The 16,721-nt window shown below is 41.2% G+C and carries 13 protein-coding genes and 1 rRNA gene; 10 read left to right on the plus strand and 4 right to left on the minus strand.

Translation table 11 applies throughout. The features are described from left to right. From rrf to IPZ60_RS13255, 6 genes are all read left to right on the plus strand, one after another. A 5S ribosomal RNA gene (gene rrf / locus IPZ60_RS13230) occupies window positions 1-110 on the plus strand; the annotation flags it as partial. Between the two features lie 487 nt (window positions 111-597). Further along, window positions 598-1,656, plus strand: coding sequence for a TRAP transporter substrate-binding protein (locus IPZ60_RS13235; protein ID WP_194198203.1), 1,059 nt, complete (start codon window positions 598-600; stop codon window positions 1,654-1,656). Window positions 1,657-1,673: 17 nt separating this feature from the next. After that, window positions 1,674-2,201, plus strand: a complete 528-nt coding sequence (locus IPZ60_RS13240) for a TRAP transporter small permease (RefSeq protein ID WP_194198204.1) — start codon at window positions 1,674-1,676, stop codon at window positions 2,199-2,201. After that, entirely contained in the window at window positions 2,198-3,487 is a 1,290-nt protein-coding gene (locus IPZ60_RS13245; RefSeq protein WP_110924132.1) for a TRAP transporter large permease, read from the plus strand. The genes IPZ60_RS13240 and IPZ60_RS13245 overlap by 4 nt, the downstream gene beginning before the upstream one ends. A 322-nt stretch (window positions 3,488-3,809) precedes the next feature. Beyond that, window positions 3,810-4,859: a 5'-nucleotidase gene (locus tag IPZ60_RS13250; RefSeq protein WP_194198205.1), complete on the plus strand. Its 1,050-nt coding sequence runs from the start codon at window positions 3,810-3,812 to the stop codon at window positions 4,857-4,859. A 40-nt stretch (window positions 4,860-4,899) separates the two neighbouring features. Continuing rightward, on the plus strand, window positions 4,900-5,502 hold the full coding sequence (locus IPZ60_RS13255; RefSeq protein ID WP_194198206.1) for a rhomboid family intramembrane serine protease: 603 nt from the start codon (window positions 4,900-4,902) through the stop codon (window positions 5,500-5,502). Window positions 5,503-5,632: 130 nt separating this feature from the next. Here IPZ60_RS13255 and IPZ60_RS13260 read toward each other — a convergent pair whose 3' ends face one another. The 3 genes from IPZ60_RS13260 to IPZ60_RS13270 form a co-directional block, all read right to left on the minus strand. Further along, complete coding sequence (locus tag IPZ60_RS13260; protein WP_194198207.1) at window positions 5,633-6,175, minus strand: hypothetical protein; 543 nt, start codon at window positions 6,173-6,175, stop codon at window positions 5,633-5,635. A gap of 154 nt (window positions 6,176-6,329) precedes the next feature. Further along, the gene (locus IPZ60_RS13265; protein ID WP_194198208.1) at window positions 6,330-8,198 is read right to left on the minus strand and encodes a sodium:solute symporter family protein; all 1,869 of its coding nucleotides are present in this window, start codon (window positions 8,196-8,198) and stop codon (window positions 6,330-6,332) included. A 4-nt stretch (window positions 8,199-8,202) separates the two neighbouring features. After that, window positions 8,203-8,463: a DUF4212 domain-containing protein gene (locus tag IPZ60_RS13270; RefSeq protein WP_110924137.1), complete on the minus strand. Its 261-nt coding sequence runs from the start codon at window positions 8,461-8,463 to the stop codon at window positions 8,203-8,205. 885 nt (window positions 8,464-9,348) lie between these two features. Between IPZ60_RS13270 and IPZ60_RS13275 the strand changes: the two genes are divergently transcribed. Continuing rightward, window positions 9,349-10,845, plus strand: a complete 1,497-nt coding sequence (locus IPZ60_RS13275; RefSeq protein WP_194198209.1) for a sodium:alanine symporter family protein — start codon at window positions 9,349-9,351, stop codon at window positions 10,843-10,845. A 222-nt stretch (window positions 10,846-11,067) separates the two neighbouring features. Here IPZ60_RS13275 and IPZ60_RS13280 read toward each other — a convergent pair whose 3' ends face one another. After that, window positions 11,068-12,705: an electron transfer flavoprotein-ubiquinone oxidoreductase gene (locus tag IPZ60_RS13280; protein WP_194198272.1), complete on the minus strand. Its 1,638-nt coding sequence runs from the start codon at window positions 12,703-12,705 to the stop codon at window positions 11,068-11,070. A gap of 655 nt (window positions 12,706-13,360) precedes the next feature. Between IPZ60_RS13280 and IPZ60_RS13285 the strand changes: the two genes are divergently transcribed. The 3 genes from IPZ60_RS13285 to IPZ60_RS13295 all read left to right on the plus strand — a co-directional run bounded on the left by IPZ60_RS13285 (window position 13,361) and on the right by IPZ60_RS13295 (window position 16,506). After that, a complete protein-coding gene (locus tag IPZ60_RS13285) occupies window positions 13,361-14,089 on the plus strand; it encodes a DUF1285 domain-containing protein (RefSeq protein WP_194198210.1) in 729 nt (242 codons plus the stop codon). Window positions 14,090-14,342: 253 nt separating this feature from the next. Continuing rightward, the gene (murI, locus tag IPZ60_RS13290; protein ID WP_194198211.1) at window positions 14,343-15,329 is read left to right on the plus strand and encodes a glutamate racemase; all 987 of its coding nucleotides are present in this window, start codon (window positions 14,343-14,345) and stop codon (window positions 15,327-15,329) included. Window positions 15,330-15,507: 178 nt separating this feature from the next. Continuing rightward, window positions 15,508-16,506, plus strand: a complete 999-nt coding sequence (locus IPZ60_RS13295; RefSeq protein WP_194198212.1) for a DUF4062 domain-containing protein — start codon at window positions 15,508-15,510, stop codon at window positions 16,504-16,506. Window positions 16,507-16,721 lie beyond the last annotated feature (215 nt).

Below are 16,721 nucleotides of genomic sequence, written 5' to 3' on the forward strand. Positions count from 1 at the left end.
CGACAATAGCGCGATGGCCCCACCTGATCCCTTCCCGAACTCAGAAGTGAAACATCGTAGCGCCAATGGTAGTGTGGATTCGTCCATGTGAGAGTAGGTCATCGTCAGCTCTCTATACTGAAATATCCCCCGACTAGTTATCTAGCCGGGGGTTTTTCTTTGCGTGGGATAAATAGCTACAGGTGTTGGGGCTAATCTTTAATTTAGAGACTAACCTTATTCACACCTCAATAAACATCCATTTGAGTATAGTCAAAACTGCTAAATTTTATCAAATATCTGATGAGTATCTCCATATTATTTGTACTATTTTTCCCTTATTAATACAGTTTATTTCATTTTTATCATGGAGATACGTCCTGTTTTTATAAATTTCAGCCTAGATAGATATATGCACGGTTATTAAATATATTGTATGTTTTGATAATCTAAAATGATTTGACTTATATCATTATAGCTGCTAATTTTAAATGGTATATTTATTACAGATTTATAAAAATAACGTTTTAACTTTGTAGATAACTCGTTATTTTTTTAATTTGAAGTACTGAATATAAGATTTACTCCTACTCTTATAATTATCAAAAGGAATTGATAATGAAATTAGCTCCTCTTTTTTCAATTGGTGCCTTGGCGGCTGCCAGTCTTTTAGGCTGTTCTAACCAATCTGCTGACACAACTGATGGCTCATCAGCCACCTCTCAAGAAACCACTGTACTACGCTTCTCACACTTTTGGCCAGCAACCTCATCTATTAGCACAGAGGTCTTTGAACCTTGGGCTAAAAAAATAGAGGCAGATTCTGATGGTCGTCTAAAAATAGAGTTATATCCTTCTGCTGGTCTTGCCAAAGCAGATGTTACCTATGAGTCTGCTGCTAAAGGCACGATAGATATTGGTTCACAAGCGCACGGCTATACTAACGGTCGTTTCCCATTAACTCAAATTACTGAGCTCCCAGGCTTATCTAATTCAGCAAGTCAAATGGGCTGTATGCTACAGACCCTTTATGACGATGGTACGCTTGTTAGTGAGTACGAAGATACTCATTTACTGTTTATGTACGGTGGAGGGCCTGGTGCGCTTCATACAACAGACAAGTTGATTCGAACGCCTGCAGACATGAAAGGTATGCGTATCCGCCGTCCTTCTGCGGTGGCAGGTGACATCATTGAAAGCGCTGGCGCTTCACCAGTAGGTTTACCTGCGAACGATATGTATACCTCTCTACAGCGCGGTGTCGTTGATGGTTTGAGTTTCCCATGGGAAGCAGTAACGGCATTTAAGATTGACGAGATTACCAAATATCATACCAATATTCCTTTTTATAGTTCGGCGCTGATGGTGACTATGAATAAGGACAAGTACGACACTTTGCCTGATGACTTGAAGAAAGTTTTGGATGAAAACTCAGGAATGGCGCTTGCTAGTAAAGTTGGTGAAGTATTCGATAAGCACGATCAGATGGCCATTCAAGCTGCTAAAGACAAAGGTGATGAAATCATCGAAATTCCTGATCCACTAAGTGATCCGGACTGGAAAGGACCGCTCGAAAAAGGAACGCAAAAATATCTAAGTGATGTTAAAGCTTTGGGTCTAGATGCTGATGGTGTCTACGAAAAAGCAAAAGCCGCCAGTGCAGCCTGTAAGGTCTAATTCATTGGAGGTATCACATGGCATTTTTAGTCAAAATCAGCACCTTTATTTCTAGGCTATGCCAGTTCATCGGTGGCATTAGTCTTATCATTCTTGTTCTTGTAACTATGTTGGATGTGACAGCTCGTTATATTTTCAAGCTCACTGGTGGTGAGTTTGGATTTACGGTCAAAGGTAGCGTGGAAATTGTGTCTTATTTCATGCTATTTGCTTTGCTTGCTGCCTTTGCTGCTTTTGTGGAACGTTCACAAATCATTGTCGATGTCTTCACTCAAAAGATGTCAAAAGCTGTTAAAGGCTACATGATGGGCACTTTTATGATGGGTTTCTTCATCATCGGTATAGTGTTCACATGGGGACTTTATGAGAGTGCTTTTGATGCGATAGAGTATGGCAAAGTCACTCAAGACCTTCGAATATCTATGATGCCCATTTACGCTATCAGTGCCTTTTTAAGCATACTACTTGCCATTCGATCATTAATCGAATCCATAAATATCTTTAAAACAGGCGAATTCTTTGACGCTGAGGAGACAGGGGCATGAGTCCAGAAATTATTGGTGCCATTGGTTTGTTATGTATGATTGCGATGGTCATGCTGCGTGTTCCTGTTGCGCTCGCTATGTTAGGTGTTGGTTTGGTTGGCTTCGGTGCGGTGACAGCACCGATTGGTGCCGTGCAAATGCTTAAGGATTTACCGGTCGATGTTTTAGCAAAATATGATTTTAGTGCCATTCCTTTATTCATACTTATGGGTGTTTTTGCTTCTCATTCGGGCATGGCAGGAAAGTTGTTTGATGCGACTCGCACAATATTTGGTGGTGTGAGGGGTAGTCTAGGTATTGCTGGTATCGGCTCGTCCGGTATCTTTGCTTCAATCTCAGGGTCATCATTGGCGACCGCGTCTACCATGACTAAAGTCGCATTGCCACAAATGGAAAAATACGGTTATCAGCCTGGTTTTGCTTGTGGTATTTTAGCAGCGGGTGGCACATTAGGTATCATGATTCCACCCAGCATTGCGTTACTGGTCTATGCGATCTTAACTCAGCAGTCTGTCGGTGACATGTTTATTGCTGGCTTTTTACCGGGTATGTTAGGGATGGTGATGTACTCAATCACTGTCATGGTTATGGTACGCTGGAAGCCGCATTTAGCGCGTCGCGGCGAGCCTACTTCGTTGAAAGCCAAGTTGCTCTCGCTAACGGGACTCATTCCATTTAGCTTTATTTTTATTGTGATTATCGCTGGTATTTTCTTTGGGTTATTTACCCCAACAGAAGGAGCAGCCGTCGGGGCATTTGTCTCTTGGGCTTATGCTTTTGTCAAAGGTATGCGTTTAGATGGTTTAAAGCAATCATTGATTGAGACGCTCGCATTGTCAGCAGTGGTGTTTTTTATGCTACTGGGTGCAGAGGCTTTGGGTTACTTTATTTCTGTCTCACGCTTGTCCTATACACTAGCAACTTGGATTGGCACGCTAGATGTCAGCCCAATGATCGTACTGATCTGTATCTTAATCATGTACTTCCTCTTAGGGTTGTTCATGGATGCTTTAGCAATGCTGGTCATTACCATTCCAGTGGTATATCCAATTATTGTGGCGTTAGGGTTTGATCCAGTGTGGTTTGGTATCATCGCTGTATTGACAGTAGAGCTTGGACTGATTACGCCACCGATGGGGATGAATATCTTTGTGATTAAGGCAATGGCACCGCATATTAAGCTATCTGATATGTTTCGAGGAGTCGCGCCGTTCATTGTCTCTGATCTGATTCGATTGGTTATCTTGGTCGCTTTTCCAGCGATATCTTTAGTGCTGCTAACGTAAGCTATAGTTATAAAAGTAAGCTTTAAAAAATACAGTTTATAGTTCATCTGCATGTTTTACTAATAAGGCCATATTGTTTTCATAGCAATATGGCTTTTTTATGATCAAAGAAAAAGTTAGCGTAATAATGATATGGTCAAATAATTCCACATAAAGCCACACTAAGAGACGCTTTCTGAGTGGTCATTTTGATTACTTAAAATTTGAATTTTCTATTAGTATAGATTGTACGGGGATAATTTTTCTTATCATTCCAAGGGCTTGTGAATGTAGTAAACTGGTGGGCACTTCTGAATAGATAGTTTTATAAGTAGAGAAAATAATGGCCATCGATTTTAGTAACACACTTATAGTTGCGATTTCTGCAACCGCGCTTTTTGATTTAACGGAATCAGAAAATTATTTATTAGAATTATTAGAGCAGCGCCCGACAAGCGCTATCAAAGAGTTTCGTGACTACATGACCGAGCGTGAAAATGATCCCTTAGATATTGGCGCTGGATATCCACTAATCAAAGCATTGCTGAATCTCAACCATTATTGTAATAATAAAATGCAAGATATAGAGAACGATGCTCCTTTAGTAGAAGTGGTCATTGTCTCAAAAAGTAGTCCAGACACCGGTATTCAGGTACTCAACGCCATTCTTGCAGATGGTATTAATATTTCACGCTCAGCATTTATTTCAGGTAGCCCTGTTGCGCCTTACATAAAAGATTTCAATGTCGATTTATTTCTGACCACTAATCGTGATGATGCGCAGCAAGTTGCCGATGCCAATATTTGTGCTTGTGCGATACTGGATGCGACCCCTGTTAATACTTATGAGTTAGATACTGAGCAATTACGTATTGCCTTCGATGGTGATGCAGTGTTGTTTGATGATTCAGGAGAGTTGCTCTATAAACAAAAAGGCCTGCGTGCTTTTCATGATCGTGAAGCACAGATGCGTGACTTGCCGATTGAAAAAGGGCCTTATGCTGAGCTATTAATCAAGCTATCGAGCTTGCAAGAGCGTCTGCCAGCTGGTCTGAAACTGTCTCCAATAAAGATTGCTTTAGTCACTGCTCGTAATGCACCTGCTGATCTGCGTGCTATCAAGACGCTACGAGAGTGGGGCGTAAACGTTGATATGGCGTTCTTCTTAGGAGGATTGGAGAAGACTGCAGTCCTGAGAACGTTTGCACCACATATCTTTTTTGATGATTCAATCAAGCATATCGATGCGGCACGTAGCTTCATTCCTACTGCTTTGGTTCCTTACCACTCGACATCACTATTACATGGTGATAGCTACTTAACGGCTGATAAAGATGCTGCATTGTTGTCATTTAAACCAGTAGAGCACCCACTATTTGCTATAAATCCGTAAGAAATGCTTGAATTAATTAACCCAAAGGATAAAAAATAATATGAACTGGCGGCAATTATTTACCTTGTTCGTAGCCCGAATTAAGCAAGTTTTTGGTTTATATGCTTTTGTACTAATACCTATGTGGGGGATGTTTTTTCTGAATGAAGTGGCATTATTTGGACTGTGGAATATTTTTGGTATTGTACCACGTGCCCTAGATGTGGGCAGCATGATAGGCGTTTTTGCGTCATGGACGATGCATGGTAATTATTCACATTTACTTGGCAACACGGTAACGTTATTACAAATTTTATTTTTATTCGGGTTGTTTGAAAAAAACGCCTATCGAACCATACTTAAATTGATAGTGGCTTCTGGGTTAGTTACTTGGGTTATCGGTTCGCCATCCTCCATCCATATTGGTGCATCAGGGTTATGCTTTGCGATGCTCGGTTACATGATAGGAGGGGCTGTATTTGCACGGCGCTGGGGTTATTTGATTGCTTGCATTGTTATGGGGGCGGGGTATTGGCTCACTATCAAAGAAGGTTTGATGCCGCAAGAAGGTATCTCTTTTGCCGCACATTTCGGTGGTTTATGTGCGGGGCTGCTGCTAGGAGCTAATTCTAAGCATACTTATGCGCCAACGTCTCGTCAATGAAAAGCAAAGTAAATAAGGCGGTAATTTAGATTTTTTATTCATCTAAAATACCGCCTTATCATCATATATCTTTTTGAAAAGTTTAATGCTAATGGATTTTCTGTCTTAACTCTCTTTTAATTCGTTAGCTCTATTTATCAGTGCAAATTCTGATAAACAATGGATCATCTTTGGCTAAATCTCGCCATGCAGTCGTTTGCTTTACATGTTCGTCAATCGATAGGGTGTTGCCTTTCTCAGGTATAACGTAGTCTGCACGTGCAGGAATACTGCAATCGATAACTTGAGGGACTTTCTCTATACTTCTTCGTCTTTCAAATAAATACAAATTGAATAAATGTATATCTGGGTTATCTATTTGTACACTAGCGTTTCCAATATCGGCAGCGATAAACCGTAATATTTGCGGCTTAGCGTAAGACCATGGACGGAACCACTCCGTGCTTTCTGCTGTTTTGACGACTTCTACGCCTTCTGGTAGCTTTTCAACTTGTTGACCATACCAGCTGTACTCCTGGTTTATCTGAAATGCAAACATACCAATAGCAGCAAATAAGGGAATCAGCCATTTAGGGGCGCGTTTGCCTGCCAGTTTGCTGAGGTGAGTTATGATAAGTGCTATTCCAGCCATACCAAATGCGGCAGCGATGGTAGCGATAAACTCAAAAAGCATAAAATATTCCTTAATGCGTTAGATGTGTTTAATTGAACCTATTGGATAAATTAAAAATCTAGTTATTATAGCTATAGGATAAAAAAATCACCCACAAGCAATTACTGCCTGTGAGTGATATATAGTAACAGAAGATATATCCTCAGTTGTGAGCTTAGTGGTCGACTGCACCGCCAGCGCCACGTGGAGAACGTACGCTCTCAACCAATTCTTGGATATGTGCTGGTGGTGGCGCAGTAGCATAAGATACAGCGAATGCTACGATGAAGTTAAGCAATGCACCAACTGCACCAAATGATAATGGTGAGATACCAAATAACCAGTACTCTTCAGTATCAGGGAAGTTAGCGGTACCGCTGATGAAGAACCAACCTTTGAACATAAAGATATAGACAAGAACGACTATTAAACCAGTCAACATACCTGCAATAGCACCAAGATTGTTGATGCGTTTAGAGAAAATACCCATCATTAATACAGGGAACAATGAAGAGGCAGCAATACCGAAGGCCAGTGCTACAACCTGTGCGGCAAATCCTGGTGGATTCATACCTAAGTAAGTCGCTACTACAATCGCTACACCCATAGTGATACGAGCATACTTCAATTCTTGTGCATCAGTAATATTTGGGTTTAAGTTACCTTTAATCAAGTCATGACTGATGGCTGATGAAATTGCGAGCAGTAGACCTGCAGCTGTTGATAGTGCTGCTGCCAAACCACCTGCAGCGATAAGACCAATAACCCATGGTGGAAGCTGTGCAATCTCTGGATTCGCTAGAACTAAGATATCAGCGTTAACATCAAGCTCGTTACCTGCCCATCCAGCGTCAGCAAAACGACCATCAAGCTCTGCATCATGTGCAATACGAGCGGTTTCTACTGCTGCAGTTGCTGCAGCAACATCGCCACCGTCAGCTTGAGCAGTATTAAGGGCGATCTGAGCGGCACCAAGTCCACTGTCGCTATATAACTGGATACGACCATCATTATTCAGATCGTTATACTTGATAAGACCTGTCTCTTCCCAAGTTTTCATCCAATCAGGACGATCGTCATTAAGAATAGGTTGGTTTTCAACACCTTGTGGGTAGATAGTATCTACTAAGTTTAAGCGCGCCATAGCACCTACTGCTGGAGCAGTGAAGTACAATAGTGAGATAAATACTAACGTCCAACCAGCAGTCCAACGAGCATCAGCGACTTTAGGTACAGTGAAAAAGCGAATGATAACGTGTGGTAGACCTGCTGTACCGATCATAAGCGTCAAGGTAAACAGTACCATATTGAGCTTGTTAGGTACGTCAGCAGTATACGAAGAAAAACCTAAGTCAGTAACGACTTGATTCAGCTTGGTTAAAATAGGGACACCTGATTCAACATGGTTTGAGAACAAACCTAAACCTGGAATCGGATTACCTGTTAACTCAAGTGAAATAAAGACGGCAGGAATAGTATAGGCAATCATCAGAACCACATACTGTGCAACCTGCGTATAGGTAATCCCTTTCATACCACCAAGTACAGCATAAAAGAAGACAACAATAGCAGCGATAATAAGGCCAGTACTGCTCTCAACTTCTAAGAAGCGTGAGAATGCGACACCAGCACCTGTCATCTGACCGATAACGTAAGTGGTCGATGCAGTAATCAAACAGACCACAGCAATCATAGCAGCCGTTTTTGAGTAAAAACGATCGCCGATAAAGTCCGGAACCGTGAACTTACCAAATTTACGCAAGTAAGGCGCTAAAAGCATCGCTAATAGAACGTAACCGCCTGTCCAACCCATCAAATAGGTAGAAGCGCCATAACCACCAGCAGCAATCAGACCTGCCATTGAGATAAATGACGCCGCACTCATCCAGTCAGCAGCGGTTGCCATACCGTTAACAACCGGATGGACACCACCGCCAGCAACATAAAATTCACTGGTCGAACCAGCACGAGCCCAAATCGCGATACCGAAGTACAGTGCGAAAGATAGACCCACAAAAATAAGATTAATTACAAATTGACTCATGGGGCTATTCCTCGTCTACGCCATATTGTTTATCTAACTTATTCATACGCCAAGCGTAAAAGAAAATTAGGATGATAAAAATACCAATAGATCCTTGCTGAGCAAACCAAAAGCCCAGATCAGTACCACCGATTTTGATACCAGCTAACAATGGACGAAACAAGATACCAAAGCCGTACGAGCATAGTACCCAAACGACAAGGCAACCTTGAATGAGACGAATATTGGCTTTCCAATATCCAGATGAATCGCTGTGGTTCTCCATAGGACAACTCCTTTTGTCTTACCTAAAATGTTATTGTCGGTCTAGTCTTACTAAATCATAATGGTTTCACATTTATCGATTACCGCGATATTATATCTATGGCAACAATTTGCTTGATAGACTGCAAATCCAAAATGACTTAATAGTGTTACTAAAAAGTACCAACAACGTGAGAAAGGTTTTGGCTATTTTTTATAACTCAAATAGGCATAAAAAATAGATACGTACTGTGTCAAACAGTGGGAAACGCAATACGTAACAGCATATTTTTACTGAAAGCTGATTGCCAAAAGTGATAAACGAATGCTTCAGTATTGCATTGGTCACTTTTATTAAAAATGTTGTATAGGAATAATAGGACTTATCGAGGAAGAGAAAGGGGGTAGGACAATCCACTGTCTTTTTTGCAATCTTGTCTTCCTGACAAGGGCCTGAACATTTTTAACGTTCCAAAAATTCATATCGTTCAATAAATATTACATCAACATAAATGTCTAAAATGCATTTTGCCTATACTAAATAGAAGTAATGACAATAATTGAGTGTGCATTCCAGCTATCTGTATAGCATCTAATACTATTATATATCCTGTTAACGGTCAAAATCGCAGGAAAATAAAACAATAGTTAATAAGTGCTGTTAAATTGTTACTCAATACATTCTATATTATATCAAGTGTAAGTAACATTTATTTAATAAATATATTATCAGAATTAATAACCAAATGTGATAATTGTTAATCACTCAATACTATATCATGCACATGATATTTTGGTATCGAATATTTTGAACAAGATTTCTAAAGTCTTGCATCAGTCAAAATATGATATCGATACAACTCTTAGAAAAAGTCTATAAAGTATTAATCGTTAATGAGGAGTCCGTATGAATGACGGAATAGCAGGTTGGTTTAATAGCATCGTAAACTATGGTGTCAGTATTATTTGGGGTAACAATGATTGGCTGATTGCCAGTAACCCTTGGTATGGATTGTTAGTGTTCGTACTGATTGGCGCAGGTCTTTACTTTACCATTATTACACGCTTTATTCAGTTTCGTCATTTTGGCCATATGTGGAAGCTATTACGCGTTTCTAATCAAGGGCGTAAAGATGGCGGTATTAGCTCGTTTGAAGCATTGATGACATCATTAGCAGCCCGTGTCGGCACAGGTAACTTGGCAGGGGTAGCCATTGCCATTTACCTTGGTGGTCCAGGTGCTGTGTTTTGGATGTGGATGACTGCAATCGTCGGTATGTCAACGAGCTTCATCGAATCAACGCTGGCTCAAGCATATAAAGTACCGCACACTGACAATGTCTATCGTGGTGGACCGGCTTACTATATTGAAAAAGGTTTGGGTAAGCGTTGGTTGGCGATATTTTTCTCATTATGTTTGCTTGTTGCTTTCGGCTTGGCGTTCAACGGCGTGCAGTCAAATACCATCGCACAGGCAACGCATGAAGCCTTCGGTATTCCAACGTGGATGACAGGCTTGATATTAGTAGTCTTAGTGGCGCCAGTCGTATTCGGTGGCTTGCGTTCGGTTGCTCGTATCGCGGGTAAAATCGTACCAGTCATGGCTATTTTGTATGTATTGTTAGCCTTATATATTATCGTTACCAACTTTAGCCAGTTCCCAGCAGCGATTGCTTTGATTGTAAAATCAGCATTTGGTTTTGAGCAAGCAGCAGGTGGTGTGATTGGTTATGGTATTGCTCAGGCAATGATTAATGGTATCAAACGTGGCTTATTCTCTAACGAAGCAGGTATGGGTTCAGCGCCTAATGCGGCGGCAACTGCAAAAAGCCATCCTGATCATCCCGCAGTGCAAGGCTTCATGCAAATGCTGGGTGTATTTATGGATACGCTCATTATCTGTACAGCAACAGCGTCGATTATTATATTGTCTGGTGTAGTCGATCCAAATGTTGAACAAGAAGGTATTCAGCTGACTCAGCTAGCACTATCACAGTATGTGGGTGACTTAGGTGTGGTGTTCGTTGCCATCGCTATTTTCTTCTTTTCGTTCACTTCTATCATCGCCAACTATAGCTATGGTGAGTCGAATCTTGAGTTTATCTCTGGTGCCAAAAATGCCAAGGTGATGATCATGGTTTTCCGCTTTATGGTATTGGGCATGGTGTTCATTGGTGCGGTTGCCAGCTTACCTGCTATCTGGAATTTCGCTGATTTATCAATGGGTCTGATGGCATTGGTCAACTTGGTAGCTATTGTCATGCTATCTCCAGTTGCACTTAGAATTTTACGTGATTATGAACGTCAAATAAAAGAGGGCAAAACAGGGGATCAAATCAAATTTAACCCTGATGATTTCGTGAAGCTGAAAGATGAAGCCAATCGTGATGCCTGGACAGATTAATTTTGATGATTAAATGAAATCTATAAGTACAAAAAACCGCCCTTTCTATATGAGAAAGGGCGGTTTTTTATTGAGCTACTATTACGTTATAGTCGATTCAATTTAAAAGTAGTACAAGGCAACCGAGTGTAGATGTATATGTGATACTTCAAGCGAGGTTAACGCTGTCATATTTTTATAGTGGAATGACTATATAGGAGCAATAACTGCGCCAATCATAGATTACATATTTGGGTAGTTAGGACCACCGCCACCTTCTGGCGTTACCCAAGTGATGTTTTGCGAAGGATCTTTGATATCACACGTTTTACAATGTACACAGTTTTGTGCATTGATAACAAACTTAGCACCTTCAGCATTTTTAACCACTTCATAAACACCGGCTGGGCAATATAAACGCGCAGGCTCTGCGTATAAAGGTAAGTTAATTGAGACAGGAACCGTTGGATCGGTCAGTTTTAAATGCGTCGGCTGATCTTCAGCATGGTTGGTATTAGAGATAAATACCGATGACAATTTATCAAAGACCAGTTTGCCATCAGGCTTGAGGTAAGTTGGCTGATAAGCCTGACTAGCACGCTCTAGCTGATCGTAATCTGGTAGGTTGTCATGTAAGGTAAATGGCATTTTACCTTTTAATAGATTGTGCTCAATAAAGGTGAAAGCACCGCCCATAAATAGACCCATGCGATGTATCGCAGGCGAGAAGTTACGTGACTCGTAGTTGTCTTGATACAACCATGACTCTTTATACATTGTTGCATAAGCAACGACTTCATCATGCTGACGGTCAGCTTGTAAGGCTTCAAAGATAGCTTCAGCAGCCAACATACCTGACTTCATCGAAGTATGAGTACCCTTGATTTTGGCAGGGTTCAAGAAGCCAGCATCATCACCGACCAAAACACCACCTGGGAAGGTGAATTTCGGTAGTGAGTTTAGACCGCCTTTAGTCAATGCACGTGCGCCGTAAGAGATGCGTTTGCCGCCTTCTAGTACGTTTTTAATGACTGGATGCGTTTTCAAACGCTGCATCTCATCAAATGGCGACATATATGGGTTGTGATAAGACAAATCAGCGACAAGACCAAAGCTGACTTGGTTGTTTTCATCAAAGTACAACCACCAGCCACCAGTAGAACCCGTTTCGGTTAATGGCCAACCAAGACCGTGCATCACTACACCTTGCTCATGTTTTTCAGGCACAACGTCCCACAGCTCTTTTAAGCCAAGACCGTAATGCTGAGGATCTGAGTCTTTATCAAGATCAAAACGGCTGATCAAGCGTTTGCCTAGGTGACCGCGGCTACCTTCAGCAAAGATAGTATATTTGGCAAGCAGCTCGTAACCAGGCTCAAAGCTTGGCTTGGCTTCGCCATTAGCAGCCACGCCCATATCACCCGTTAAGACACCGCGTACAGAGCCATCGTCATTATATAAGATGTCATCGGCAGGGAAGCCTGGGAACATCATAACTTCTAGCTCTTCTGCTTGTACGGCTAACCAACGAACCACATTACCCAAGGAGACAATATAGTTGCCGTCATTGTGCATCGGCCCTGGAATCAGAGAGTCAGGCACTTTAGTAGAGCGTGTGGCTGAGTTTAGATAGTAGAAGCGATCTTCGGTCGCTGGCACGTTAAGCGGTGCGCCTTTTTCTTTCCAGTCTGGAATTAGCTCGTTCAAAGCACGTGGTTCGATGACAGCACCAGATAAGGTATGCGCGCCAAATTCAGAGCCTTTTTCGACCACACAAACCATAAACTCATCATTACCAGCTGCAATAGCAAGTTGGCGTAGACGAATAGCAGCAGAGAGACCAGCAGGTCCGCCACCAACGATGATGACATCGAACTCCATTGATTCACGTTCGATTTCAGGCTCTGCCGCCACAGGTTCTACGACTGGCTCTGGTGCTTTTTCGATAACAACTTCTTCAGCAAGTTGCTCTTCCACCGCGACTTCTCCGATTGGCACTTCTTCGACTGCCACTTCTTGTGTTGCAACTTCTGGCTCTGCTTTGTTCAGATTTGCTGTTTCTGGCTTATCAGTGTTCACAGTATTACCGTCGATGACTGCTTCTTGATTGTTTGGCTCTTGCATACCTACTCCTAAACTTTTAGTGGCTTATCTCAGGGCATCATTAGCTTAACAATTGAATAATAGAGTTGCGGCGCTAACGTTACTCAGACATATGGCTGCCCGATAAAAACTGTCTTTGCGGCATCAATTGATCACGCTGCTATTGAGATCAATTTATTTAAAGATATCAACACATAACGTAAAATGTGTCATTAACACAATAGCCACTTGATCGTTTTTATAAAAATAAAAAATCGTTACTCATTATAAAAGAAAAGTCCTATAAACACGATACGCATTTATGAGTATAGGTGTTAAGGTAATATCGAGTTAATGAGTGGTTTATGATGACATGGTCTCATCATACCCGAAACTAAAATTTATAGTAATAATAGATTTGCCAAACTTTGAATACTAGGTAAAGGATTATACAATGAATAACGATAATAATAGTGCTGCTAGTAATCGTAAAAATAGCGCTGAAGTCAATAACGACGTGTCACCCGACCTAAATAATATGGATGCGCTTAGCCTATATTTGAAGTCTACTGCGGGGTCACGTAAGGGACGCGCGATACCACCACTAGAGAACTGGCATCCTGAAAATGTGGCCGATATGGATTTGGTCATAAAGGCAAATGGCGAGTGGTGGCATGAAGGTGGGGAAATGACTAGAGAGTCATTAGTCAGCTTGTTTGCGACTATATTATGGAAAGAAGAAAGTGAGGGTGTCACCGAGTACTTTTTGAAGACACCTGTGCAAAAAATCCGCATTCAAGTGGAGGATGCACCCCTCCTAATCAACGATGTCGGTATCGTTAATGAAGACAATAAAAGTTGGTTAGAGTTTACGACCACAACAGGCGATGTGGTGCGTTTAGATGATGAGCATCCAATCATATTAAAGGCGTATAATACTAAAGGTCATAATGCAATCGACCATGCAACGGCTGATGTAGATGCTGATAGTTATCAGGGGAAAACATCCGAAACGCAAATACGTCCTTATATGCCCGTTAGGAATGGTTTGACCGCACTGATCGGTCGTAACACTTTCTATCATTTGACAGAAATTGGTGAACTGAGAGAGCAAGATGGTAAGGTAATATTAACCTTACAAAGTGGTGGCAACTCATATCAACTATCGATGCCAGCCGATTAACAACACTGGTGAATTACGTTACACTTAATAGATAGAATGATTTTTATCAACTAAAGCACTGATAGCGGTATGATATAGTCGATTCAATTTAAAAGTAGTACAAGGCAACTGAGTGTAGATGTATATTTAATACTTCAATTGAGATTAACGCAGTAATACTTTTATAGTGGAATGACTATATTTAAGTCAATCCGCGATTGAATAAGTAGTATAAAGATGACGATATGTGTATAAAAATGGCAGTAACGTAATCATGGATATTGCCGCAAGTAATACCCCAAATATAATCAATGTACGCTCAGATGGCCTTAATAGTAACGGCTCTGAATGTATATCTAATGCTACTGTTATTAAAACTGGCATTAATACCACTGTGCATAATAGAAGTCGAAACGCGCCAATTGGACTGTTTGATTCTGGTCTCGGGGGACTGTCTGTCTATCTACATTTAGCGAAGCAATTACCTACTGAGCGTTATGTTTATTATGCTGATACGCTGAATGTTCCTTATGGTAATCGTGACAGTGCAGATATCGAAGCGCTAACGTTGACGGCAGTAGAGTGGTTGTATCAGCAAGGCTGTAAGCTTATCGTCATCGCGTGCAACAGTGCCTCAGCCTATGCATTGGAGACAGCACGACGTTATTATCCACAGTTACCTATCGTCGGTTTAGTCCCTGCATTGAAGCCAGCAGTGCTCGCGAGTAAAAGTGGTCGCGTTGCAGTATTGGCGACCAAAGCGACTTTGAATGGTACATTGCTGAATGACGTTATCAATAACGTCGCAAAACCTAACCGTGCGATAGTGACCAAGTATTTTGATCCACAATTGGTGCCTTGGGTAGAGGCTGGGATGCCAGAAGAGAGTGATACCGCAGTAGGTTTACGCCAGCAGCTACAAGTGTTTGCAAATGATGGTATTGACCAATTGGTACTAGGCTGTACGCATTATCCGTTTTTTAAAGCATTCTTATTAGATGAGATTGCTCAGCAGCAGTTATCGATGCAGGTGGTTGACTCTGGACAAGCAATCGCCGAGCGCGTCAAACAGCTATTGGTCATAAACCAGCTGTCGGCGTCAACTGAGAGTAAGTCAAATGGTCTAGCTGCCATTGGTGGCTCAGATATTAATCTGCGGTCGCCATTAGTTTTTTATGCGACCAAATATGATGACAAACTGGATGTTTTGATCACGCGGTTGCTTGGCAGCGAAGTCGTATTACAATATTATGCTAAGTAAGGGCGACTGATACTGCTTATATAAGGCCCATAATCATACTTATATCGCTAAAATAAATTGAGCCCAATTTTTATAAGACTGTGCTAGGCTGTGCAAAACAAATTATTTGTGCTCTCTTTTATATCATATTCTTTTATATCATATTCTTTTATATCATGACCTGATTTTAGAGGTGATTGTGCCAAACCGTCGCTACCATATTCATATCATATGCGCTGATAATGACCAGTTACTGGTCTTAGACAGCTTAGCGATATTTTTTCAGCCGTTTGCATTTTTGACCTATGATGTGTCGAGCCAATTGCCGACAGCCTCTTTATATGGTCGACAATGTATCGATTCCTGTGACTATGTGGCGATGATCATTGGAGACAGCTACGGTACGGTACAAAGAACCGGTGTCAGTCAAATGCATTTGAGCTATTTGAATGCTAAAGCCAAAAGCAAACCCTTATTTGTGTTAGTCAAAAACCATTCTCAAGATGCGCTTATCAGCCGCCAACTACAAGAGTTCATTAAGTTGGTGACTAGGCAAGACAATCAATTATATTATTATGATACAGAAGCTGATATCGAAAAACTGATCGCAGAAGCTTACGACAATATCATGGTCGATCATAAGGTGACTGGTGGCTGGGTAAGAGCTAATGAGGAAACCATCAAATTCAGCAATCAATCAGTGGCTGAAAGATTTGCGGATATATTATCTATCAATAAAACTGTTAAGAAAGACAGTCCTGTCGATGAAGCCTTTGCGGCGGATAGCGTGAGCCAACCGATTGTATTGACAGAAGCAATAGAGGTTCAGTATAGCGCCCAAGCTTATGAGGGTGGTAATTTAACAGATGTGACCAGACCGCTTGAATTAAAATGGGAGGAGATACTAGTTTCATTGATGAAGATTCCATCGACTTTTTCGAGCTATGGCCTGCAAAACACCATGAATCGCCTCATAGCATCAAAGGCTGAGCAAGATGTCAAACAAGATATGCCCAATGTTCATGCTGTTTCGCGCTGCCAAATTTCTCAAGATGATTTAAATAAATTGCAGCGTCAACTGGTTGGTGCCAACTGGATACAGCTAACCACATACGGTACTCGAGCTTCGCAAGAGCTTTGGAAATTGACCTTTTATGCAAAGAATCTGTGGAAAAACTCGAATTCTCAGCCGCAATGATAAATATACCTTTTTAGTAGCAATTATTATTAGTACTTCTTAGTAGTATCCATATCTCCTCGATTCTAAAATATTCATCATGATAGATATTGTCAGTAATGTGTGTGATTCTATGAATACGTTTTGTAATACAAAGCATACGAGCCAATGGTTGTGAATCCGTTCAAGACTGGTGATAATAAGACTAGTTAGATGTTTATGATGAACACATCGCT

It is taken from the genome of Psychrobacter sp. NG25 (assembly GCF_015234355.1).
Lineage (GTDB): Bacteria > Pseudomonadota > Gammaproteobacteria > Pseudomonadales > Moraxellaceae > Psychrobacter.

Coding starts and splice junctions, on each gene's coding strand:
- IPZ60_RS13235 (WP_194198203.1), top strand. CDS start 598: ATGAAATTAGCTCCTCTTTTTTCAATTGGTGCCTTGGCGGCTGCCAGT.
- IPZ60_RS13240 (WP_194198204.1), top strand. CDS start 1,674: ATGGCATTTTTAGTCAAAATCAGCACCTTTATTTCTAGGCTATGCCAG.
- IPZ60_RS13245 (WP_110924132.1), top strand. CDS start 2,198: ATGAGTCCAGAAATTATTGGTGCCATTGGTTTGTTATGTATGATTGCG.
- IPZ60_RS13250 (WP_194198205.1), top strand. CDS start 3,810: ATGGCCATCGATTTTAGTAACACACTTATAGTTGCGATTTCTGCAACC.
- IPZ60_RS13255 (WP_194198206.1), top strand. CDS start 4,900: ATGAACTGGCGGCAATTATTTACCTTGTTCGTAGCCCGAATTAAGCAA.
- IPZ60_RS13260 (WP_194198207.1), bottom strand. CDS start 6,175: ATGCTTTTTGAGTTTATCGCTACCATCGCTGCCGCATTTGGTATGGCT.
- IPZ60_RS13265 (WP_194198208.1), bottom strand. CDS start 8,198: ATGAGTCAATTTGTAATTAATCTTATTTTTGTGGGTCTATCTTTCGCA.
- IPZ60_RS13270 (WP_110924137.1), bottom strand. CDS start 8,463: ATGGAGAACCACAGCGATTCATCTGGATATTGGAAAGCCAATATTCGT.
- IPZ60_RS13275 (WP_194198209.1), top strand. CDS start 9,349: ATGAATGACGGAATAGCAGGTTGGTTTAATAGCATCGTAAACTATGGT.
- IPZ60_RS13280 (WP_194198272.1), bottom strand. CDS start 12,705: ATGGAGTTCGATGTCATCATCGTTGGTGGCGGACCTGCTGGTCTCTCT.
- IPZ60_RS13285 (WP_194198210.1), top strand. CDS start 13,361: ATGAATAACGATAATAATAGTGCTGCTAGTAATCGTAAAAATAGCGCT.
- murI (WP_194198211.1), top strand. CDS start 14,343: ATGGATATTGCCGCAAGTAATACCCCAAATATAATCAATGTACGCTCA.